18 protein-coding genes are annotated in these 21,223 nt (G+C 48.2%); all 18 read right to left on the bottom strand.

Features of this window, described 5'->3' with window-relative positions:
* Positions 1-24 precede the first annotated feature (24 nt).
* The 18 genes from BLQ59_RS06755 to BLQ59_RS06670 all read right to left on the bottom strand — a co-directional run bounded on the left by BLQ59_RS06755 (position 25) and on the right by BLQ59_RS06670 (position 21,186).
* Complete coding sequence (locus tag BLQ59_RS06755) at positions 25-3,639, bottom strand: glycosyltransferase family 2 protein (RefSeq protein ID WP_074572121.1); 3,615 nt, start codon at positions 3,637-3,639, stop codon at positions 25-27.
* Between the two features lie 141 nt (positions 3,640-3,780).
* Positions 3,781-5,106: a flagellin N-terminal helical domain-containing protein gene (locus tag BLQ59_RS06750; RefSeq protein ID WP_074572120.1), complete on the bottom strand. Its 1,326-nt coding sequence runs from the start codon at positions 5,104-5,106 to the stop codon at positions 3,781-3,783.
* Positions 5,107-5,325: 219 nt separating this feature from the next.
* Positions 5,326-6,423, bottom strand: coding sequence for a tetratricopeptide repeat-containing glycosyltransferase family 2 protein (locus tag BLQ59_RS06745; protein WP_218122873.1), 1,098 nt, complete (start codon positions 6,421-6,423; stop codon positions 5,326-5,328).
* Positions 6,424-6,449: 26 nt separating this feature from the next.
* Positions 6,450-9,305, bottom strand: coding sequence for a glycosyltransferase (locus BLQ59_RS06740; RefSeq protein WP_074572118.1), 2,856 nt, complete (start codon positions 9,303-9,305; stop codon positions 6,450-6,452).
* A 71-nt stretch (positions 9,306-9,376) separates the two neighbouring features.
* Positions 9,377-9,739, bottom strand: a complete 363-nt coding sequence (locus tag BLQ59_RS06735; protein ID WP_256324625.1) for a flagellar protein FliT — start codon at positions 9,737-9,739, stop codon at positions 9,377-9,379.
* Positions 9,711-10,124 (bottom strand): flagellar export chaperone FliS, encoded by a 414-nt coding sequence (gene fliS, locus BLQ59_RS06730; protein ID WP_074572116.1) that lies wholly within the window; start codon positions 10,122-10,124, stop codon positions 9,711-9,713. The genes BLQ59_RS06735 and fliS overlap by 29 nt, the downstream gene beginning before the upstream one ends.
* Positions 10,125-10,151: 27 nt before the next feature.
* Entirely contained in the window at positions 10,152-12,332 is a 2,181-nt protein-coding gene (gene fliD / locus BLQ59_RS06725) for a flagellar filament capping protein FliD (RefSeq protein ID WP_074572115.1), read from the bottom strand.
* Between the two features lie 13 nt (positions 12,333-12,345).
* Positions 12,346-12,783, bottom strand: coding sequence for a flagellar protein FlaG (locus BLQ59_RS06720; RefSeq protein ID WP_074572114.1), 438 nt, complete (start codon positions 12,781-12,783; stop codon positions 12,346-12,348).
* A gap of 48 nt (positions 12,784-12,831) precedes the next feature.
* On the bottom strand, positions 12,832-13,059 hold the full coding sequence (gene csrA / locus BLQ59_RS06715; RefSeq protein ID WP_074572113.1) for a carbon storage regulator CsrA: 228 nt from the start codon (positions 13,057-13,059) through the stop codon (positions 12,832-12,834).
* On the bottom strand, positions 13,059-13,505 hold the full coding sequence (fliW, locus tag BLQ59_RS06710; RefSeq protein ID WP_074572112.1) for a flagellar assembly protein FliW: 447 nt from the start codon (positions 13,503-13,505) through the stop codon (positions 13,059-13,061). The genes csrA and fliW overlap by 1 nt, the downstream gene beginning before the upstream one ends.
* 33 nt (positions 13,506-13,538) lie before the next feature.
* Entirely contained in the window at positions 13,539-14,117 is a 579-nt protein-coding gene (locus tag BLQ59_RS06705) for a DUF6470 family protein (RefSeq protein WP_074572111.1), read from the bottom strand.
* Between the two features lie 157 nt (positions 14,118-14,274).
* Entirely contained in the window at positions 14,275-15,618 is a 1,344-nt protein-coding gene (flgL, locus tag BLQ59_RS06700) for a flagellar hook-associated protein FlgL (RefSeq protein WP_074572110.1), read from the bottom strand.
* Positions 15,619-15,632: 14 nt separating this feature from the next.
* Complete coding sequence (gene flgK / locus BLQ59_RS06695; protein WP_074572141.1) at positions 15,633-17,438, bottom strand: flagellar hook-associated protein FlgK; 1,806 nt, start codon at positions 17,436-17,438, stop codon at positions 15,633-15,635.
* A 52-nt stretch (positions 17,439-17,490) separates the two neighbouring features.
* Positions 17,491-18,072 (bottom strand): hypothetical protein, encoded by a 582-nt coding sequence (locus BLQ59_RS06690; RefSeq protein ID WP_143005304.1) that lies wholly within the window; start codon positions 18,070-18,072, stop codon positions 17,491-17,493.
* On the bottom strand, positions 18,017-18,499 hold the full coding sequence (locus BLQ59_RS06685) for a flagellar protein FlgN (RefSeq protein WP_074572108.1): 483 nt from the start codon (positions 18,497-18,499) through the stop codon (positions 18,017-18,019). Before BLQ59_RS06685 ends, BLQ59_RS06690 begins: the two co-directional genes overlap by 56 nt.
* Positions 18,500-18,526: 27 nt before the next feature.
* Positions 18,527-18,805, bottom strand: coding sequence for a flagellar biosynthesis anti-sigma factor FlgM (gene flgM / locus BLQ59_RS06680; RefSeq protein WP_074572107.1), 279 nt, complete (start codon positions 18,803-18,805; stop codon positions 18,527-18,529).
* Between the two features lie 209 nt (positions 18,806-19,014).
* Positions 19,015-19,425 (bottom strand): flagellar protein, encoded by a 411-nt coding sequence (locus tag BLQ59_RS06675; protein ID WP_074572106.1) that lies wholly within the window; start codon positions 19,423-19,425, stop codon positions 19,015-19,017.
* A 78-nt stretch (positions 19,426-19,503) separates the two neighbouring features.
* A complete protein-coding gene (locus tag BLQ59_RS06670) occupies positions 19,504-21,186 on the bottom strand; it encodes a ShlB/FhaC/HecB family hemolysin secretion/activation protein (RefSeq protein ID WP_074572105.1) in 1,683 nt (560 codons plus the stop codon).
* Positions 21,187-21,223: the final 37 nt, after the last annotated feature.

The following is a 21,223-nucleotide window of genomic DNA, read 5'->3' as shown; positions in this document are numbered from 1 at the left end:
TGTCGTAAATATTCATCGTATTCCCTATTCTGCCAAACCATCCTGCTTAGCCAGCCAACCCTGTATCCGTGCGGTTTTACGGGCCAGGCTCCGTTCGGCCGCTGTTTTTGCCTGGCCTGTAGCCACCATTCGATAATTTTGCGATAGCAGCACGCCTATTTTATCCATCGTCCCCACATCATGTGCAAAACCACGAATGCCCAATTGCAGCAACGCAGCTGTATCTTCTGCCAGTGCGGCTCCTGCTGCCTCCAGCCTTCCCGCCATAATATAAGCAGATTGCTCTGACATCCCCAATTGACGCTGATAATACAACCGCACCTTATCACGCCCTGTATGCGGAAGATGTTCCAAAATAAAGGCTGCATCCCGCTGCTTATCATAAAGTTGGTTAAAGACTTCAATCCAATCTACATCATCACGCTCCGCTAAAAATCTGCCTAACAAGCGACAAGCCAGCGGAATATATTTATCCATAGCTAATGATTTCTGCAAATATTCCCAAGCCTCTTCTCCATTTCCCTGCCACATAAGCAGGCGGCAAAGCCGGGCATAAACCTCGGGCATGGCCGTACCAGCCTCATCTGACAGTAAATTCTGCCGCCATATATCATGTTGCTTTGCATAAGCATAGAGCCTGGCCGCCTCACGGTAGCAAATTTCTGCTCCTGAAAAATCCCCCTTATCCTCTCGAGTTCCCCCTTCCATAATCTTGAATTCAGCCGAATAAGGAAATTCCGTTAGTGCCTTATTTACAACCGCTGCAATTTCTTCCAAAGGACGTTGCAAGAAAATCAAAGACTGTATCCAAACACCATAAGGACGATTTTCAGCACCATCCGTACGCCCCGTCGACTCCAAATATGCCTGTGCATGGGCCATAGCCTGCTCATACTCCTGCATACCGAAGTAACAATCCGCCATATATGCCTCATCTTCCGGCCGCTTGCCATATTTTTCCGCAGACAGCTGTAATAAGCGCAGATTGCGCTTATACTTTGCAGCCATTTGTCCCGTTGAATAACCAGTATGATAGATCCTGAAATCATTCGTAACAGGCATGCTTTTTTTCTCGTTCCCATTGTATTGAAGCCGCTCATGAATCATATGGACATAACGCAGTTCCGGCATTTTGCGAAACACCCGGATTTGATAGCCCTTGTTAATATAGGCATTGTTCTTCGTCTTATCCACGTTAATCCATTCACTGGCCAGACCAATAACATTGCTGTCAGCGTGGACACGGGCAATAGCAGCCTGCAGCCCACCATAATCTTCCTTTGGTATGTATTCATCCGCATCCAACAGCAGCACCCAATCACCATTAGTCTGATTAATAGCAAAGTTCTTGGCTGCAGCAAAATCATCCACCCACTCGAAGTGCACCACTCTGGCTCCAGCCTGACGGGCTATTGCTACGGTATTATCCGTAGAACCAGTATCCACCACAATGATTTCCCCTGCTAAAGCCTGCATGCAGGACAGCCACTGTGGCAGATTCTCCTCCTCATTCTTGACAATCACCGCCGCCGATATTTTTATTGCGCCAGAATTATTATCCTCTGCCAGATAAGCCTCCATCTTCGGCAAAAATCCCTGCATCTCATCAGCAAAAGCAGCCGTCACATCCTGACGATGCGCCAAAAACTCCTGATATAATGCCTTGCTTTGTTGGAAAAATTGCCTTGCTTCTGTTTTCGCACCATCATGCCAAGCCGCAAATCCCAGCAAGGCACGAAAATCCGGAACATGTGGAAAGTCTCTTTCCCCCTGTTCCACCCAAGGCAGAATTTCCTGCCATTTATGTCCCAATAAATGCAACGACTGGATAAGAGTACAGTACATTCTCGTTTCCCTGCCTGGCAGGACTACCTGGCGCCGAATGGCTTCCTGGGCCGCTTCCGCCGCCTTGGCATAATCCTTTAGACTGTAATAACAATCCGTTATATAGCAAATGTCACTTTCCTGTCCCTTGCCATTCTCTTGCAATTCCAGCAAAATCTGCAGGTTGCGTTTTGCCTTGTAAAGATCCGTACTAGCTGAATAACCCGTATGATAAATCACCGCCTTGGGCAAAAGTTTCATTTCCTTTTGGCCCGTCCCCGAATAGACCAGCTGTTCATGAATAGCCCCGGTATAACGCAATTGAGAAAGATTGCGGAAAATACGGATATGCATGTTTTCATTGAGGATCCGATTATCGTTGTCCACATCAATATTTACCAGTCGGCAGACAAAACCGATCACATTTTTTTGCTGATCATATTGACGCAAATTTTTATGGATAATAGCAAAATCCTTTTCCGTCCAATATTCATCGGCATCCAAGAAAAATATCCACTGCCCCCGTGCCTGCTCCAGCGCGTAGTTTTTAGCCGCCGCAAAATCATTAATCCATGGAAATGAAAACAATCTTGCCCCAGCCTGCTTTGCAAGTTCCACCGTGTTATCCGTCGAGCCGGTATCCACCACCACCATCTCATCCGCCAGCTCCGACATACAGGCCAGCCAGCGGGGCAGATTTTTTTCTTCGTTACGAACAATCACACAGGCAGATGTATAGACCATATCTTTCACTCCCCCTGTTTGCCGTTCCTGCTTTCGTTCCTGCTTTCGTTGCTGCATACGCTTCTGCAGCGCTTCACGTCTGGCATGCATGGCAGACATGACGCCGCCGGCCTCATCGGAGAGCATCTTTCCAGCGCCATTTTTTCCTGCCTCACTGTATAGCCTATCAGCTTCGTCAAAGCAACGAAGAGCTCCCTGTTCGTCACCAGTGGCTTCCCGTGCATACCCTTCCAATATCTTGAACTCTGCCCCATAGGGAAATTCTTCCAGAGCCTTTTGTCCCCAAGCTAATATTTCGGACAAAGGATAGGACAAAAAAATCATCGATTGCAATAATATGCCATAGGGACGGCTTTCCTCCCCCAGTACTCGTTCCTTGGCAGTAAGATAGGATTTGGCATGCTTTATAGCCCGCTCATATTGTTGCAACCCATAATAACAATCTGCAAAATAAAAATCATCAAGAAGACGCCAGCCATATTTTTTCACAGATAGTTCCAGCATCTGCAGATTTCGTTGATATTTATCCGGCATCAGCCGGGCAGAATAGCCCGTATGATAAATAGCATAATATTCAATCAATGGCATATTCTTCTCAGCCTGACCACGATACTGCAGGATTTCATGAATAGCCCCCACATAACGCAAATCCGACAGATTCCTGAATACCCGGATCTGATATATGGTGCTGATATAGGCATTGTCCTTATCCTGATCCACATTGATCAATGGATTTACAAAGCCAAGGATGTCTTTTCTCTGATCGTTCTGTCTGATAAGTTCTCTGACACAGGCATGATCCTGAGGCTTTATATATTCATCGGCATCCAAAAAAATTATCCAATCCCCCTTAGCCTGCTCCAGGGCATAATTTTTGGCAGCGGCAAAGTCATTGATCCATGGAAAGGAAAACAACCTTGCTCCAGCCTGCTCTGCAATTTCCATGGTATTGTCCGTAGAACCGGTATCCACTACCACCATCTCATCTGCCAATTCTGACATACAAGCCAACCAGCGAGGCAGATTTTTTTCTTCATTGCGGACAATCACACAGGCAGATATATATGGCATACGCTTCACCTCTTAGCAAAACGGATATTAACGCTGCAAATTATCCTTGTATAATAATTTCGGCAAAGCAGGCAAATTACCTGCAAAAAAAACCGCCCCGAAGGGCGGTTTTGGTAGTTTGTATTAACGAAAGACTGCCGATTACTGGAGGAGGCTGAGAACCGAGCTGCTGCTCTGGTTGGCCTGAGCCAGCATGGACTGAGCGGCCTGCAGAAGAACGTTGTTCTTCGTGTAGTTCGTCATTTCTTTCGCCATGTCAGCATCGCGAATCGTGGATTCGGAGCTCTGAACGTTTTCGGAAGCAGTGGTCAAGTTGCTGCTGGTGTAGCTCAGGCGGGACTCAACGGAACCAATGGTGGTCTGCTGGTCGAGAGCTTTCTGGATAGCATTGTCCAGAACGTTGATAGCAGCATTAGCCTTAACCTGGGTGGATACACTCAGGGTTTCACCGTCAGCACCTTTAAGACCCAGAGCCGTGGAACGCATATCCGTCAGACCTACTTTGATAGCCTGATTAGCCTTCGTGCCAACCTGGAATACCATAGCGTTGTCTTCAGACTCATTCTGTGCACGGATGGACTCAGTGAAGTTATCCAGCACAGCATTAGCGGACTTGTTGATAGCACCCTTGTTCGTGGTAATGCTGATGGTAAAGCCGGAAATCTGACCAGCAACGCCAGTGGTCTTAGCCGTCAGCGTCAAAGCGCAACCCTTATCAGCCGTGTAAACCGTATTGCCGGAACCATCCAGACCAATCTTGGAAGTCGCCGTGCTTTCATTGAAGCTCAATGCACCAGCTAACGACTTATCACCGTTGTAAGCCGTTTTTGCAACAGCGGTTGCCAAAGATTCACTACCAACCTTGAACGTCGTGCTATAGGTTTTGCCCTCATGCACGTAAGAAATGGTCACATTATCCGTGCTATGAATGTTCAGGCTTTCACCATTACGGTTCTTCAGAGCAGTCAGCGCCGTTTCCTTCGTCGTAGCTGAATCCATGGACTCATTGGTCAGTGCCGTAGTCGTATTGGTAGTCTTGTTGTTGTGGGAACCATCAACAAGATACTTGCCGTTGTAGGTGATGTTGGCATTGTCATCGATCTGGTCGATGGACTGATCCAATTCTTTCTGGATGGTCTGACGGTCGCTGTCCGTGTTGGTATCGTTCGCTGCGTTGATGACTTTCTCTTTCAGAGTCTTCAGGATATCAACGGTGGAACTTACAGCACCTTCAGCAACTTTCATCATTGCATTGCCGTTCTGGGTGTTGGCATTTGACTGATCCAAACCACGGATCTGAACACGCATACGCTCAGATATAGCGTAACCGGAAGCGTCATCGGCTGCGCCGTTGATCTTCATACCGGAAGAAACTTTTTCCAGGCTCTTAGAGAGTGCGCTGGAGTTCTTGTTCAGAGTGTTCAGAGTCGAGATTGCCGACATGTTGTTCTTTACTACCATTGCCATGATGTTTTTCCTCCTTGAATGTAGAAAAATAATATTTGTAACAGCCATCCCTGACTGTCGTTAGCTATAATTAGCGAACCGCCACCTGCACAAGCAGCTGCTAGCTGGCTGTTTGTCTCCTTGTTTTGGTTCACTGATTACCTTTACACTAACTATATCGACGTTTTTGCTGATTCCTTAAGCGGAATTTTAAATTTTTTTTACTTTTTTTCTTTGACTTTATTTCACCCCATCCTGTGTTGTCAAAAAGCGCTTTGCCTTATTCAGCACGGCCTCATCTTCTGAACAATAATCCAAAGCCCGAATAAAACATTGGGCTGCCAAGTTCTGCTCTCCCCAAAGTTCATGGATTTCTCCCAACCGAGCCGCCACCTTAGCTGCCACCACAGGAGAAAAATATGTAGCATGGCAAATATCTGCGCTGCCTTCATCATAGCGCCGCAAAGCTTCTGTCAATAGTAGCTGTGCCTCAGACAATCTTCCCAGTCCGCAAAGCACCATACCCTGCTCCGCATAAAAATCCGGCAGATCTGGATATAACCTGCCTGCCGCTTCAGCCCACGGAAGCATATCCGCATCCGGCCGGCCCAATGCTCGCATACATTCCAAGATCATGTGATATACATGACCGTTGCCACCATGAATAACTGTGCCACTTTCCGTAAAAGCAACAGCGTGCTGCAAGGCCTTCTCATAATCCCTTATCCCATAATAACAATCTGTCAGGAAAAAATCATAGACAGGTTCCCAATCGCCTGACGCAATTACCTGCTGCAAGATCTGTAGATCCCGCCGACATTTATCCTCACTAATCATCTTCGCATAACCAGTATGCAATATATAAAACTCCAACGGCGCATAAGCTACCTGAAGATCCCCCACCGACTTACTGATATGTTCATGAATGCGCCCCCGATAACGCAGATCCGACCGCCGTTGAAATAAGCGCGGGCTCCAATCCATATTGAAACATTTCCGGTCTGTCAATGTCTCCACATTATAGCGCCTAAGCAGAATGACATCTTGCGCTGCCATTCTGGACAGATAATCCAACAACGCCCCCCTATTCAACGGCCTCGGAAACGCTTCATCCGCATCCAAAAATAATATCCAATCCCCCTTTGCCTGCTCTATGGCATAATTCCGGGGTGCAGCAAAATCATCCTGCCAGGGAAAACCAAAGACCTGGGCACCATAGGACCGGGCAATAGATTTCGTATCATCAGTCGAGCCTGTATCCACCACGATGATCTCATCAGCTGCCTCCTGAATAGATGCCAGCGACGAAGGAAGATTATGTGCCTCATTTTTAACCATATAACATACCGATAGTTTTATTTCCTTCATAGCGTATTCCTCCGGCTTAAGCTGACATTTTCCAGCCATTTCTCGTAGGATTTCATCAGCATGGTATCCAGCCCCTGCTGACGGGCCCGTTCCAATGCTTCCCTGGCCGCTTCATATTCCCCCAAATGATACAGACATCGTCCCAAGTTTTGCCAAAATTCGCCATCAGCCTCCTCCTGGGGCACTTTGGCCAGCAAGTTAAAGGCCGCCCGCCATTTTTCCTGTTCCATTAAGTCTTTCACAATATCCTGCCAGATTTCTTGCTGACGTAACGCCAGTTCTCCGTACTTCTCCAATTGTTCATCATCACCATAGGTTAATATATGGGACCATATAATTTTATAGTTCTGCCAATCAGCAGGCGCTTCCCCCTGGGAAATTTTTGCCCAGATGGCCTGTACCTCAGCAGGCAGCAAAGCCACCAGTTGACGTTCAACATCCCTAAAGTTTTTTCCCTGCTGACGATCAAGTCTCAGCAACAAATCAATCGACAGCTCAAAATTAGCCACCAACCCCTGCTGCAATTTATCCACCAGCGATTGCCAATCGCCCTGCCTCAAAAGTTCATAATACTGCCTCCGCGGCAGTTCTTTTCCATAACGTTCTTGCCAGTGATTGCCATAATACTCATACAAGTCACCAAAACCATTGCGCTCGCAAAAGCGGCACAAAAAGGCACAATTCTGCTCTGTATCGGCAAAATACCGTTCCATTTCTATAATCAGCTTTTCTCTATTCTCCTGCCTTACCATACAGAATCCAGTCAAAACCTCTTCCTCATAAGGACTGCATTCCATTGCCTGACTGCTATGTTGCAAGGCTGCCTGACTTTTCCCCAAATGCTGCTCACAATCAGCCAATTTCGCATATACCAAAGCCTCTATATCACTAAATGACGATGACTCCCGTCCATCACTTTGACGAGCCAGCCTTAATGCCCGCGTCAGGTATTTTTCCCCCTGCTCATACTGCCCATTTTCCTGATAAAGTATCCCCATCACTGCCGGGAAATCCGGCAGCGCAGGGAACTTACGGGCGGCGGCCTGAGCAAAAGCCAGCTGATCCGCTTCTGGTTCCGATAAGGCCCGCATACACAACAATACCATATAGTACATATCACCATGGGTTCCCTGCCCTTTAAGGGGTGCATCTATCGCCCGCAATGCGTAAAGCTGTGCTTGCTGGTAATCCCCCAGCCCATGATAGCAATCGGCCAGATAGCGATAATGCTGTGGCTGCTCCCCCTTTGCCGCTATATCCTGTTTCAGTAGGGCTAAATTTCGCTGGGTCTTCGCCAGGAGCACACTACTGGAATATCCGGTATGGATAACTTCCACGCAGGGTTCTTCCCAAACTTCCAAAGCATTGCCCCTTACATTCAACAAATTTTCATGTACCCGCCCTGCATAACGCAATTCCGGCTGGTTGCGGAACAATCGTACATTACAGAAGCGGGATATTTCCCGTCCACCATCATCCTCATCCACATTGCAGATAGTCAGACGCACCGCTTCAACATCCGGATGCTGGATTTCACATTCCGCCAAAACGCCCCGCACCTGCTCCGGATGGGCAAAAAATTCATCGGCATCCAGAAACGCCACCCAATCGCCCTTAACATACTGCAAAGCTTCATTTCGAGCCGCAGCAAAATCATCCTTCCACTCATAATGATAGATCTCTGCACCAGCCGCCAATTCACAGGTATTATCCGTTGAACCAGTATCCAAAAGCAGGCATTGATTGGCATAAACTTTGGCATTTTCCAGCCAGCGGACAATATTCTTGGCTTCATTCTTAGCAATCACACAGGCCGTGATATTTAATCGCTCCGCCTTTGCAGCCAGTTTTGTAAATAAGTCTTCCCGCCTCTGGCAGGTCTTCATTACCTCAGCCGTAAACAAGGATGGCTCCAAGCCTGCATAATCCTGTCCCAATTCACAAGCCCTTTTCATTTCCCCGGCTGCTTGCCGATATTGCCAGCCTGCTGCCAGGCTTTCCCCATATTCGGCATGGAATTCTGGCACTTCCGGGAAGTCCTGTACCGCCAGCTTGGCCACCCGCTGCCGCTCCTGGTAGTCCCATTTCTGTCGGGATAATTTTCCCAACAACAATCGATAAGAACGGCTGGCATATGTTTCCGCCTGCCGCCCCCTTGCGATATCCAGATAAGCATACTTCATGGCATTTTCCTGATCATCAATACCATCATAAGCCTCGGCCAGATAACCATATAAATGCCCCGGATCTGACGCTTTCGCCAGCTCTTTCCGCAGAATATCCAGATTGCGCTGAGCCTTTGCCTTCCCCAAACTACCAGCATATCCTGTATGAATAAGCCGCAATTGTTCTGGAGATACTGTGACAATTCCTTTTACCATTCCGCCATTCTGCCTTAATTCTTCATGTATAGCCCCCACATAGCGCAAGTCCTTACGCAAGCGAAAAATCCGTGGCACATAAAGAGACAGCATCACCTTTCCCTCTTCATCCACATCCTGCCGTTGGACAAGGATCAAATTCACAGATGGGGCCTGATCTGCAATCAAGGAACGCAGAATTTTTGCCTTTTTCCTGCTAAAACATTCATCGGCATCCAAAAATATCACCCAATCGCTATTAAGCTTATCCAAGGCAAAATTGCGGGCAGCAGCAAAGTCATCCTGCCAGACATAATCATATATTTGAGCACCAAATTCCAGTGCCACTTTCTTCGTCCTATCCGTTGAGCCAGTATCCACCACAACAATTTCATCGGCAGCCTGCTGAACAGATTTTAAGGAAAGGGGCAAGGTCTGCTCTTCATTCCTCACAATATAACAAACCGATATCTTTACATTCCGCTCCTCCACGAGTCTCCCCCCTTTGACTTATATTTTCGGCAATGATAAAAAAAAACCTCTCCTTGTCGGAGAGGTTTTTCTCAATATTTTTTGTTGAAGATATTACCCAATTTGTTTACGCCCTGAATATCATAGGCATGAACTGTGGCATTTTGCTGACGGGAACGGTTGAGCCAGGCTTTGGCTTTATAAACCACCTGCATGTCCAGGGGCTTGATTTTCTGCACCAGTTCCTGACATTCAGATGTCTTGCGGTAATCCTCCGTTTCCGGCAGTGCTTTCATGCGTTCCACCAGTTCACTGCGCTGGCGTTCCAAATCCAGGAATTGATCCACATCATCCTGATTGATGAATTTGAGCATTTCCTGCGTCAGGGTGTAATACATCTGCCAATTGGCTTTTGCTTTCGTGAGGTCAGCCGACATAGCTATCACCCTGCACATTCTTCGTTCCGCCATCCTGACGTGCCTTCTTCATGGCCAGTACCCAGGCATCCCGCAGCTCCTTGATGATATCAATAGCTTCCTGCACCAGCGCTGTATCGCTTTTCATATTGCCTTCCACCAGACGGTCATAGCAATAGTTGTACAAAGGCATCAGCTGATGGGAAATATCATAGTCCATATTCAGGGTAATGCGAAATTCGGAAATGATCTGCTGGGCTTTCTGCAAGGATGTATTGGCCTGCTCATACTGCTTGGCCTCGATTGCATCCTTGCCCTCGCCCATAAACTTCAAACAGCCGTTGTAAAGCATCAAGGTCAGTGCTTCAGGTGTAGCCGTCATGATCTGCTGTCTCTTGTAAGCTTCTGCTGCGTTATTTACCATTCCTCTGCCTCCCTAGATCTTTGCGCCTTACTGGCCGCCGGTGATATACCCCATAGAGACGCTCATGCGCTGGATGGCCAGCTCCATGGCATCATACTTCTTGTAAAGCATATTTTCGTAGGATTTCATCATGGTCTTGAAATTTGACATCTTGGTCTGCAGTTCCCGGATAAGGTCACCCAGTGAGCTGCCGTCCGCCGCCTCCGTAGAAGTGCCGGCATAGGATTTCATGGTTTTTAGATTCTTGTACAGGGAATCGGAGATACGACCGATAACCCCCTGTTTGTCGTAGTCGGTCTGCACCTTGCCATTCTGATCGGTGTAGTCACCGCTGGAATTGAAGATTTCCCGTACGGCATCCGGCTCTTCAGCCAAAGCCTTCTTGAGCTTGTCTTCATCGAGTTTCAGATGACCGCGGTCATTTGCGGAAGATATACCGATGGACATCATGGTATTATACTTACCTGTGGCCGATTCCACTGGCGTATAGATGGCCTGACGCATTTCGCTAATGATCTTGCCGATGTTCTGGTCATGATTCATAAGACCAGACTTGGCCTTCTCATTCCACTTGTCAATTTGCTCCTTGGTCATGCCCTTTTCCTGCGTCTGCGTCAGCACACCATAGTCACTGTATTTTTCCTCATAATACTTCTCATTAAGTTCATCGATCATCTTGTTATAGTCTTCGACGAACTTCTTGACATTCTCGACCAGCTTGTCCGTATCCTGATTGACGGTAACGGTAGTCGAACCTTTGGAAGCCAATGTGTAGGTGACATTGCCCACGGTAATCTTGGATGTATCGGAAGTATACTCACGACCATCGATATTAACCTTAGCGCTGACACCTTCCGCCCCCTGCTTATATCCTTTTACTTCTTGGACTGCTTTGCCATTTTCCATGACTACATTACCGTCTGCATCCAGTTTATCTCCCATAACGGCCGTAGCCAGACCTGTGACATCAACGGAAAGTTCTTCTGTAATACCGTCGAACTTCAACGCATTGATGAGATACCGGCCATTTTCCGCCTTTTCACTGGTATCGGTATTATCCACCTGGAAGCTGACCGTCTCATCGCTCCCTTTTGCCTTGATTGTAAGGTGACCATCATCCAGACTAGCCGTAAAAAGGCCGCCATCATGATTGATTTGCGATATCAAACCACCTATGGTAAGCCCGCCGCCTAAATTGAACGTCTCCTTCATCTCGCCAGTAGTATTGCCATTATACAACGTAAAAGTTATTGGTGTGTCATTCCCCACCTTAACTCCGCTAAACAACGAATCCAACGTTGTATCATTACCCACCGTGATGGAACTGGTATAGGTGTTTTTAGCACCACCAATGGAGCTTGTGCCCGTAGTGGTCTCAACCGTCATCACATCGGACAGTTTGCTGGTCAGCTGATTATTTCCATCTAAATCCTGCGTAACAGAAGCCAACTGGAGATTGTTCAACAGCTTGCTTCCATTCGCATAAGCATCTCCAGATTTCACCGTCAGCAATATCTTATTGTCAACGCCACCATCCTTCTGATATAGCGAGAAAGCATCGTTAGCACTGTCATATCCAGCCTTGATATTAACGCCCGACTGATTGATCCGAGAAGACAAATCATTCAGCGTCAGATTATTTTTCAGTATTTCCTCATAGGTGAAAGAAATAGTCTTTTTCTTAGAATCCGATTCTGTACCATCTGCGATATCAAAAGACAAAAGTGCTGAATCTGCTTTTTTCTTAGCTTCTTCTGTATCTCCGGATATCTCACCATTCAAAGTATCCTGTTCTTCCTTGGTGAACAGGACATCCTTCAGATAAATACTTTCGGACAGATTCGTGTTATTGCGCTTGATCTTATCTGCTGACAAGAGATAAGCATTTGATGCCGTACGCTCCACATTGACCGTGTGCGACATGGAAGCTGCATCAGCATTGGCTACAGCCGTTGCCACAGTCGATTGGGAACTGGTGGCCGACATGGGACTGGTAGTGGACGACAGTTTGTAGTCATACAGGGTTGAAGAATTGAATGTGTTCAGGCTGTTATACATGTCTGCATAAGCTTCCTTGATCCATTCATTCTTAACTTCCTGCTTATACATCTTGTCGTATTCATTCTGCTTGGTCATCATGCCCATGCGAACCATCGAATCGACATCTATGCCGGAACCGGAGAGGCCGTAAATACCCATACCACTCATGATTCACACCTCCTCAGGCATTCTTATCGAGGAAGGCGCCCAACCACTCTCTGGCCTTGGCAATCTGCTCCAGCATTTCTTCCGGCGGCACTTCCTTGATTACTTCCTGTGTTTTCTTGTCCAGCATCTTCACGGACATTCTGTCCACATCCTTGTGATACTGGAACACAAGGTTACAGTTGATCCGGCTCATGATCTCGTTTAATTCCTTGGTCATGAAGCTCACGGATTTCTCATCCATAGGCTCGCGTTCTTCGCCGGCCTTGCTTTGATCTTCTTTTTCTTCCGCCTGATTGTACTTTTGTGCGTCGCGGGTATCTTCGAGACGCTGCACCTTTGGTTCCTGGCTTTCACTGGCCACGACCTTGGTCGCCGTATCACTGCTGCCAACCCGCTCCGCAGCACCGGCCACAATCGAGGCCGATACTATGTCCTGAATTTTTCCTACCATGTCGATCCCTCCGTAGATTCACACCAGTTTCCCTAACTAAAAATTTAATTATTCTTTCGGCAGGCCAGCGCTTAAGTCCAAATCCATGGGCACTGGAGCGGCCGCTTGCTGATTCTCTTCCTGTATCGCGCGATAGATCTCGCCACGATAGATTTTTATTTCGCGGGGTGCATCGATGGCAATGCGGACGTTGTCCCCCTGAACTTCTACCACATTGATGACGATATCATCCCCAATCATAATCTGTTGACGCGGTTTGCGAGTAAGTACGAGCATTATTGTTCCTCCTTATTTTCCGGAAACAATCTATGCTTGGTCGTATAGCCGCTCTTATCAAGTACGAGCTGACGGGCTTGCATATTGGCCGTGTTCAGGACAACCGGCGCCATCAGGTTGGCCGTCATATCCTGCACTTTGCCATTATTCACCGTGATCAGCGTATAAATGAGCATATCATCCTGATTGGTCAGGGAAAGCTTATCCTGATTCTCATCATCGATTTCAAACTCATAATTGGGGAAGAATACAAAGGGCATCGTCATCAGGAACGCCAAATCCGGCGTTGCCAGCGATTGCAAGAACACATACGGGCTTTCTTCATCATAAGGAACAATCACAAACTCATGTTCATCTTCAAAAGCGGGAATCCCATCAGCAAAATGTACTACTTTTTCCTCTGCTACTTCCACTTCACCGAATCTTAATGTGTTGACTTTTCTCATCTGCTCTGCCTCCACTTCCGCGTGAATTTTTTATCATGCGTAAATATCGTACCTGTCCTCAGTTAGCCACCGCCGTACATCTGCTTTTTGCTGCAGATAGATGTCGACCTTGCCAGGAGTAAAGTTCGTCTGAGCTTTGTAATCAGCCGTGATATCTACGGTCACATCGCCCACATCAATATCCCCCACCGCCTCTGGCGGATGGAATTTGATGACAGGATCCGGAATAAGTTCCGTAACGATATGCCGTTGTTTCATTATCTCCTGCTGCAGTTTGCTGTCATACCGCTGTTTCACCGGGTTGCGCCCTTTCTTGCCACTATTCTCCACATTGTCCCAGGCTTCCTGTGTCCAGCGGGAAGTGGTTTTCGACAGGTCTGCAAAGCCCTGCTGCCCATATTTTTTGGCAAAGTCGGTATGATTATCGTTGCCGTACGCATGACGGCTCGGATATTGGTCTATCTCCACGGACGGCTGTGTCCAATGTCGGTTGGAGCGAGCCTGCCGTCCGTTCGTATGCAGCTCGGCGGGTGTCGAGTGAGCTTCCAGTTTTCCCAGCTGTGTATGAATGCTGATCATCGGCTGGGTAAACCGCATATTAAGCCTTAGCATAGATTACTTCACCCTCTCCATGGGAAATTCCTGCTAAATCCTTTTACTTACTCCTATTTTACCATGTTTTTCTTAAAATATCTTGAAAAATATTTAAAATCACACCTCATCCACTACTTCGCGGTCCCCCTTCCCCTCAAGGGGAAGGCTTATCATATTACAGATAATCAGCTAAGCTCTGCGGGAGGATTCGGGCGCCCAGGGACAGGCTCATATTGTAGATAGTCTGTTCCTGCATCAGCCGCACGGCCAGTTTGGCCACATCCGTAGAACCTACATCCGTGATATCGCTGGTTATGGTCTCATTCTGATTGCCCAGCATGGTCTTGGCGGAAGTGTAGAGCTGCTGACGCGCGCCCAGGAAGGTTTCCGTCTCTACCGTTACCGCATGCGCCGTGTCGGAAACAGTCTGGCCATCGGTCACCAGCCATCTGTGGTCATCCGAGACCACCTTGGTATGCACAGTCAGCATCTCATTGAGCATAGCCGTGCCAGAATAGGCATTGCCGGAATCCGGATCGTCGAAGATATCACAGCCAAAGATCTGGGGCCCTGTGACATTCACAGCATCAGCCGTTGGCTCTGTCGTGCCATTTTTCTTGACCATGGAGATTTGATTGTTATCCCCGGTATAAGAGGCCAGCTGCTGACGGACAGTCTTAAATTTCAGCGTTACGGGCTCACCATTCAACGTAACATCTACATGAAACGTTTCGCCATCAGCCTTTATTTGTCCGGTATTATAAAAATATTTGCCCACATCCGTACTGCCGCCCCAACCGGAAACAGTCCCTGCCTCCTGTCCAGCCTTGACAGTAGCCTTGGCATCCTGGGCGACAATGTCCTTATAACCGTTTTCGACAAAATCTTCCGAATAGAACTTGCCGTTTTTCGTATTCAGATAATATTTCACCACATTGCCATCACGGGTCTCGCCCTCCAGCGTGAGCATCTGACGCAAGGAACCATTGGTATTGATACCTAAGTCGCCAGAGAAAAACGCCTCCTGATTGACATCGAGCGTCTTGGCCAGTCCGCGATCTATCTTATCCTCGGACAGTTCAAAAGGCTTGGTCAGGTCGCGCTGGCCGCCGAATACATAGCGATCTCCCTGCATGGTATTGCCCAAGGAAATAAGTTCCTGAATCTCGGCCATCATTTCTTTGCCAATAGCGGCCATGTCTACGGTATTGTTGGTATCATTGGCTGCCGCAATGGTCTTTTCCTTGAACGTGGTCTGGATGGCGGTCATGTTGACCAGCGCCGAATCCGAGGTCTTCATCCAGGAAATCGCATTGTCTACGTTATTCGTATATTGCTCGTTCTCATTGAGACTCGCATCATAACGGATAAACTTGGAATAGTCTACGGGCGCATCAGACGGGCGGTGCAACTTGCTGCCATCCCCCTGCTCGAGCAACGTTGTCTGTCTGGTATTTGCATCATTCAATTGCTTCTGATAGCCATAGACCATTTGATTACTGCTGACACGAATAGACATTTATTTCACCTCATTTATCTTCCGACAGTGCCGGTGCTGTTGATCAAGCGGTCGAGCATCTCATCCATGGTGGTGAGACAGCGGGAGCAGGCACTATAGCCTTTTTGGAATTTGATCATATTGGTCAGTTCCTCGTTCCAGTCAACGCCGGAGGTGGAGGAACGCCAGTTGACAATCTGCGTGATCAGATCTTCCTGTGCACTTTCCTTGGTATCCGTAGATTTGGCATCCGTGCCCAGCTGGGACATGGCGGAATTATAATAGGCATTCAAGGAAATCTTGCCCACAGCATTGGTATCGGCGCGTATCGTTTCACTAAGGTCAACGCTGGTATAAGTAGCACCGCCATCCTCTGTATATCGCACAGAAATATTAGCGGTATTCGTTACATTGGAAGCATCGAGATTGAACAAGCTGCTGAGGTTTACGGCATTTGTGCCGTCGCCGGAGCCATTTACATTGACCACATAGTTGCCTGTATACGTCCCTTCATTAACTTCTTTTTCCACAACCAGCTTGCGGGCAGCAATCAATGTTGTGCCGCCGGATTCTGTAAGCTTGGAATTGACCTGCATGGCATTGATGATATTGATGCCATCCAGATATTCAATCTCATTGAGATCCCCTTCAATCTTCACTTTGACCGGGCGGATAGTCGTCCCATTATCATCATAAGTAGTATCCGGCTCAAAGGAACGTGTGATACTATCATAGGTGAATTCCGTAGCCACGACCTTGTGTGTCGTATTATCCCACGAATACACCGTATTATCATCACCGAAGAAATTGCGTCCATAGGAAGGGCCCGTGTAGTTGCTGCTATTCGTGAAGCTGCCGAAGTCCTTATCGGTACCATCGATACCGGCCCCCTGCTGATGCATTTCATTGAAGGTTGTCATCATAAAGCCAGCCATATCCGCCAGCTTATTGATGTATCCCTTATTCTCAGCCACGGTATCCAGCTGAGCTTTCAGGCTGCCATTCAGCGGTACATAGCTCACACCGGATTCCTTGATCATGATGTTGTAATCATTGATGCCATACGTCTTATTATTATAAGGATCTGACATCTCCAATGTCAGCTTGTTGATGCCGTTAATCATGGAAAGGCCGTTCGACACCACGGTATACATACCCTTTTCGTCCTCATAGACATTGAGGTTCATATATTTGGACAGCTCGTCCACCAAAAGGTCACGCTGGTCACGCAAATCGTTGGCCTGCGCTCCCACAGCTTCCGAACTCATGATATTCTTGTTCAGTTCCACGATCTGTGAATTGATATCATTGATCGTATTGATATGAATCTTCATATCATCATATTGGGCATTGATCTGCTCCTGCAACTGAGAAGCCGCCGTCTTCATCCGGTCAATAAAGATATTGGCCTGTTCGAGCACCGTAACCCGGTTACTGTTCGTAGAGGCATTGGCCGACAGGTCATTCCAGGCTTTATAGAACTGTTCTATGGAATTAAGCAGGCCGGTCTTATCGGAATCGTCAAAGATAACCTCTAACTTATCGTAGTTCACCTGCTGGTTCTTGTAATATTCATGGGTAGCTGTCTCCGACCAGAACTGCTTATCGGCATAGACATTGCGTGCGCGCAGGATTGACATGGTATCAACGCCCGTACCTACCATAGCTCCGCCGTATAATGACGATACTTCCTGCGCCCTGGTAGCTGCCTGATTCACAGCCTGACGGGAATAGCCCTCTGTCGAAGCGTTGGTTATATTATGACCAACCGTATCCAATGATAACTGATTTGCAAAAACGCCGCGAACCATTGTATTCAGTCCGGAAAATGTGGAACGCATATTCATCACCCATTCTTTCCTCTGCCACATCCTGGCAAAAACTGATTGCTGCTTAGACGCTGGAATCAAACATCTTGATCCCGCGCTGGCTTCCGCTTTCTGCTGCCTCCTGATTATAGGTATTGTTCGCTACGGTCCGGGTCATGACATTGACGTTATAATCCACGTATTTCTTTCCCCGTTCCAATAGTAACTTCGCAGCAGAAATTTCCCCACGCATAGATTGTTCAAATTCCTGCGTGCGGTGAAAGAGATGCACGAGGATTTCCCATTCCTCTGACGGAGGCATCCGACTAATAAACGTCCGCATATCCCTTGCGCTTTGCTTATGTAAAAAATCCCTTTTTTCCTTTTCCAGTTTCCCCAATTCCAGCAAGGCAGGTTCCAGAGACTGTACCGCAGCAACGATATTGGCGCCTTTATCTTCTGCTTGCAAGTTGTTTTTCAGTGCTTTGATTTTTTCCAAACATTGATTGCTGAGCAACACCTGAGCCCTCAGCAAACGTACTGCTTCGTCCATAGAATCCACCTCATCCGTCAGCCTTATGGCTGCTGCCTTCTCCTCAAGAAGAAAGCTTTTATGCATTAAAATCAAGATTCTTGCGATGGGAAACAACTTCGCCGCCCTTGCCATAGGCCGGTTCCACCGTGGCTCCGCCTAAGCGGTTCAGATGAAACGCGGCTGCTTCCATCGCGGCGCGGATCAGCAGGGCATTGCCCTCGCTGAGTTCCTTTGCTTCCTTTACGGTGGCCTGCAGCATGCTGTATAGATTCTGCACCACCATACGCAGCTTCCCTGCGGGGATAAGCCCCATGATATCATCCATCCTGGAATCCGGCCCCAGTTTTTCACTGGTGACAGCCAGTTTCAGCAGCACAGCCTGCCGCCGCTTTTCCAATTGGGCAATATGACCGGTGAGTTTTTCCTCTTCCGGCAGCAGGGCTTCCACGGTTTTCATATCCACCAGAACTAAGGCCGTGCGTTTCTTTTTGCCTATTTCAATCAGTGCTTGATAATCCTTGTTGAGCTCATTCAGTGTATTTGCAAACTCCTGCCACATGCCATAATTCCTCCCACCTGCTTGATCTTAGAACCGGATGCCTAAAAGGCTGGCTGCAATATTTTCGCTGGGCACATTGTAACTGCCGTTGGCGAATTTCTCGCTGAGGTTCTGAACTTTTTCCCCGCGAACTTCGTCCATATTCTGGAGCTTCTGCAGCATACTGCTGAAGCTCTGTCCTTCATGGGACAGGACAACTTCGTCGCTCTTTGCAACATCCCGCACATTGCCAGTCCGTTTCACGCCGCCCGCCGAACTTACGCTGTAAGCTCCGGCCACGGCCTGTACATTACCATTGATAATCATCGTTTTCACCACCTGTAATCCATTATTTTCCTTACATCTATTGAAGTTACACTGTATCTTCTGTTTGAACTATCGACAAAAAAAGCAGGAAACTTAATTCCTGCTTTTCGGTCATTATTTAGGATTACAGTCATTTTACTCCATAAATCGGCTTTTTTCGCCCATTATCATGTATAAATACTGAAACCTTCTTATTTATTAAGAAATTATTAACGATCCTTGGACCGGAAGCCCTGTCCTCTGTTCTGATCCGTCTTGGCCATTTGCCGTGCGGCTGTCTGCAGCGCCGCCTGCTTCTGCAGTTCAGCTCTGGCAGCTTCCTCACAGGACTGGCAGATCTTGCCCGAAAAAATCGGCGCACCACATTTCTCGCAAGGGTACGTCATCTTTACCCCAATCTGTTCGAAGCGTCCCTCGCGGATCATCTTCTTGACCATACCGGAAGGAGCGCCGGTGGCTTCGCAAATCTCGGGAATCTTCGCCCCCCGATGGTCGCGGACATAGTTCACCACTTCCCGTTCCTTCTCCAGGATCTTATCATAACAATCCATGCAGCACCCATGCCCTGTGTCACTGAAAAGTTTCCCGCATACAGGACAGTTCTTGATTTTTCCAGCCATATTCTCCTCACTCCTTGGGCGTGTATATTTTCGATTAATTCGTTTATTCGTGACGGCAGGAGGAATCTCCTGCCACCCTTACCAAATTTTTCCTAACATGAACCACGCCCGGCCTTTGGCCTGCGCTTTTTCGCTGAGATTGGAATCGCCACCGATACGGCGGGCATAGTCGAGCCTTGCGAACCAGTCATTGGGCTTCGTGTAGGACAAAGCTGCCCCATAACCGGCCAGTGTCATTCCTGAAGAAGGAATCCCGACTTTTCCATTGACCAGACTGCGCCGCCAATCAGTCGAACCATCATTATGATACCAGACATGACCAATATCAAAATAAGTGCTGAACACCAGACCGGGAACCTTGGTATAGAATCTGGTCTCCACCGTGCCCATCACGCCTTCATCGCCAGCGCCTTCTCCCTGCGGATAAGCTCTTACACCATTGGCACCGCCCAGATACATGCGCTCGGAACCATCAAGGTTGCGGCTGGTGATCTGACCACTGCCCTTGATGAGGACATCGGCCCTGTTCCCCAGACGTTCCACTGCCGTTATATTGAGTTCACCTTTGGTGTAGCGCCCCTCAGTCCCATTACGCTGGGCCATGGTCTTCGCCCATTCAGAATCCATCGCCAATGTACCTGTCGTAACCTTGGCGCTGTAATTGATCAGCGAACCTTTACGGCGTTCAAACCCTTCCAAGGCCAGATAGCCGGCCTGCGAATGTTTCCGCGTATCCATAATGGAAAATTGCGTGCTCTTATCCTTCAACCTGCGGTAATCAAAACCATAACGGACTGTCATGCCGCTGTTGGTCAGATGATACAGCGAACGATGGCCGAACAGGCTGGCGGTTTCCGCCACCCCATAGATGCCATTGCTGCCGATACCAGTATCATAATCCATCCGGCTGTAGCCAAAGCCTAAAGTAGCACCGCCACGCCCAATAATAGTCTCATAATTGGCATAGTAATTGTGCATATGACGGTTGGATAACAAGCCGCCCACAGAGATCTTATCGCCATTCCCGCTGACATCATAGATATTGTGCTGCAGGCCATAGCGATAACGCCCGGTATCCTGACTGCCATAATTTTCCACATAGAGCACCGTATTGCTTCCTTTGCCGCGCTCGATGCGCACGGTCAGGTCGCTGGTACCAAAATCCTTGCCCGGACTCAGCACACCTACCGCCTTGGTCCCGCTGACATCCGAAATGGAATAAAGCGTCGTCTCCAAGCGGCCCGTACGGATGATATCCCCGGACTTGAGACTGTTGACAAAGCCCTTCGCCACCCGATCTTTCAGCCGGCTGCGGTTATCGATCTTGATCTCGCCATAACGGCCGGGAATGACCTTGATGAGGATTGTTCCATCATGGCTTTCCTGCGCGGGAACATAAGCTGCGGCCGCAGGATATCCATGCTGACGGCAGTAACGGGTGAGCGCCGAAAGCGTAGCATTGAGCTGCGTCATGGTCTTATTCTCACCCATGCCATCCTGCAGGATTTTCGTGAGTTCCTGCTTATCCAGATACAGTTCCGGGGCCTCAAGGCGGAAGTTTTGGATGGTGAATTCCACCTGCGGGGCAGGTGCCGGTTTCTCCGGAGTTATATCCTTCACCTCCGCTTCAGGACGGGGAAGGTTCTGTTTCACCTCCTGCCCCGGCTGGGAGAGGGAAGGCGCGGCCTGCGCGCCTCCCCCGAAAGTTACAACAGCGGCTATGAGTCCTGCTGCAATTTGTATTTTACTGGGGTTCTTCATGCTGTCTCCCTTTCTCTGCCTCCCCTTCAATAGGGAA

The sequence above is a fragment of the Pseudoselenomonas ruminantium genome (genome assembly GCF_900104055.1).
In the GTDB taxonomy this organism is placed as follows: domain Bacteria; phylum Bacillota; class Negativicutes; order Selenomonadales; family Selenomonadaceae; genus Selenomonas_A; species Selenomonas_A ruminantium_C.
Note: the sequence above shows the minus strand (reverse complement) of the source record. Positions and strands in the feature narration are given on the sequence as shown.

Bases quoted from the DNA above. Each gene is read 5' to 3' on its own strand.
- BLQ59_RS06755 (WP_074572121.1), bottom strand. From the start codon at position 3,639: ATGCCATATATATCTGCCTGTGTGATTGTCCGCAATGAAGAAAAAAAT.
- BLQ59_RS06750 (WP_074572120.1), bottom strand. From the start codon at position 5,106: ATGGCAATGGTAGTAAAGAACAACATGTCGGCAATCTCGACTCTGAAC.
- BLQ59_RS06745 (WP_218122873.1), bottom strand. From the start codon at position 6,423: ATGGTTAAAAATGAGGCACATAATCTTCCTTCGTCGCTGGCATCTATT.
- BLQ59_RS06735 (WP_256324625.1), bottom strand. From the start codon at position 9,739: ATGTGCAGGGTGATAGCTATGTCGGCTGACCTCACGAAAGCAAAAGCC.
- fliS (WP_074572116.1), bottom strand. From the start codon at position 10,124: ATGGTAAATAACGCAGCAGAAGCTTACAAGAGACAGCAGATCATGACG.
- fliD (WP_074572115.1), bottom strand. From the start codon at position 12,332: ATGAGTGGTATGGGTATTTACGGCCTCTCCGGTTCCGGCATAGATGTC.
- BLQ59_RS06720 (WP_074572114.1), bottom strand. From the start codon at position 12,783: ATGGTAGGAAAAATTCAGGACATAGTATCGGCCTCGATTGTGGCCGGT.
- csrA (WP_074572113.1), bottom strand. From the start codon at position 13,059: ATGCTCGTACTTACTCGCAAACCGCGTCAACAGATTATGATTGGGGAT.
- fliW (WP_074572112.1), bottom strand. From the start codon at position 13,505: ATGAGAAAAGTCAACACATTAAGATTCGGTGAAGTGGAAGTAGCAGAG.
- BLQ59_RS06705 (WP_074572111.1), bottom strand. From the start codon at position 14,117: ATGCTAAGGCTTAATATGCGGTTTACCCAGCCGATGATCAGCATTCAT.
- flgL (WP_074572110.1), bottom strand. From the start codon at position 15,618: ATGTCTATTCGTGTCAGCAGTAATCAAATGGTCTATGGCTATCAGAAG.
- flgK (WP_074572141.1), bottom strand. From the start codon at position 17,438: ATGCGTTCCACATTTTCCGGACTGAATACAATGGTTCGCGGCGTTTTT.
- BLQ59_RS06690 (WP_143005304.1), bottom strand. From the start codon at position 18,072: ATGGCAAGGGCGGCGAAGTTGTTTCCCATCGCAAGAATCTTGATTTTA.
- BLQ59_RS06685 (WP_074572108.1), bottom strand. From the start codon at position 18,499: ATGTGGCAGGAGTTTGCAAATACACTGAATGAGCTCAACAAGGATTAT.
- flgM (WP_074572107.1), bottom strand. From the start codon at position 18,805: ATGATTATCAATGGTAATGTACAGGCCGTGGCCGGAGCTTACAGCGTA.
- BLQ59_RS06675 (WP_074572106.1), bottom strand. From the start codon at position 19,425: ATGGCTGGAAAAATCAAGAACTGTCCTGTATGCGGGAAACTTTTCAGT.
- BLQ59_RS06670 (WP_074572105.1), bottom strand. From the start codon at position 21,186: ATGAAGAACCCCAGTAAAATACAAATTGCAGCAGGACTCATAGCCGCT.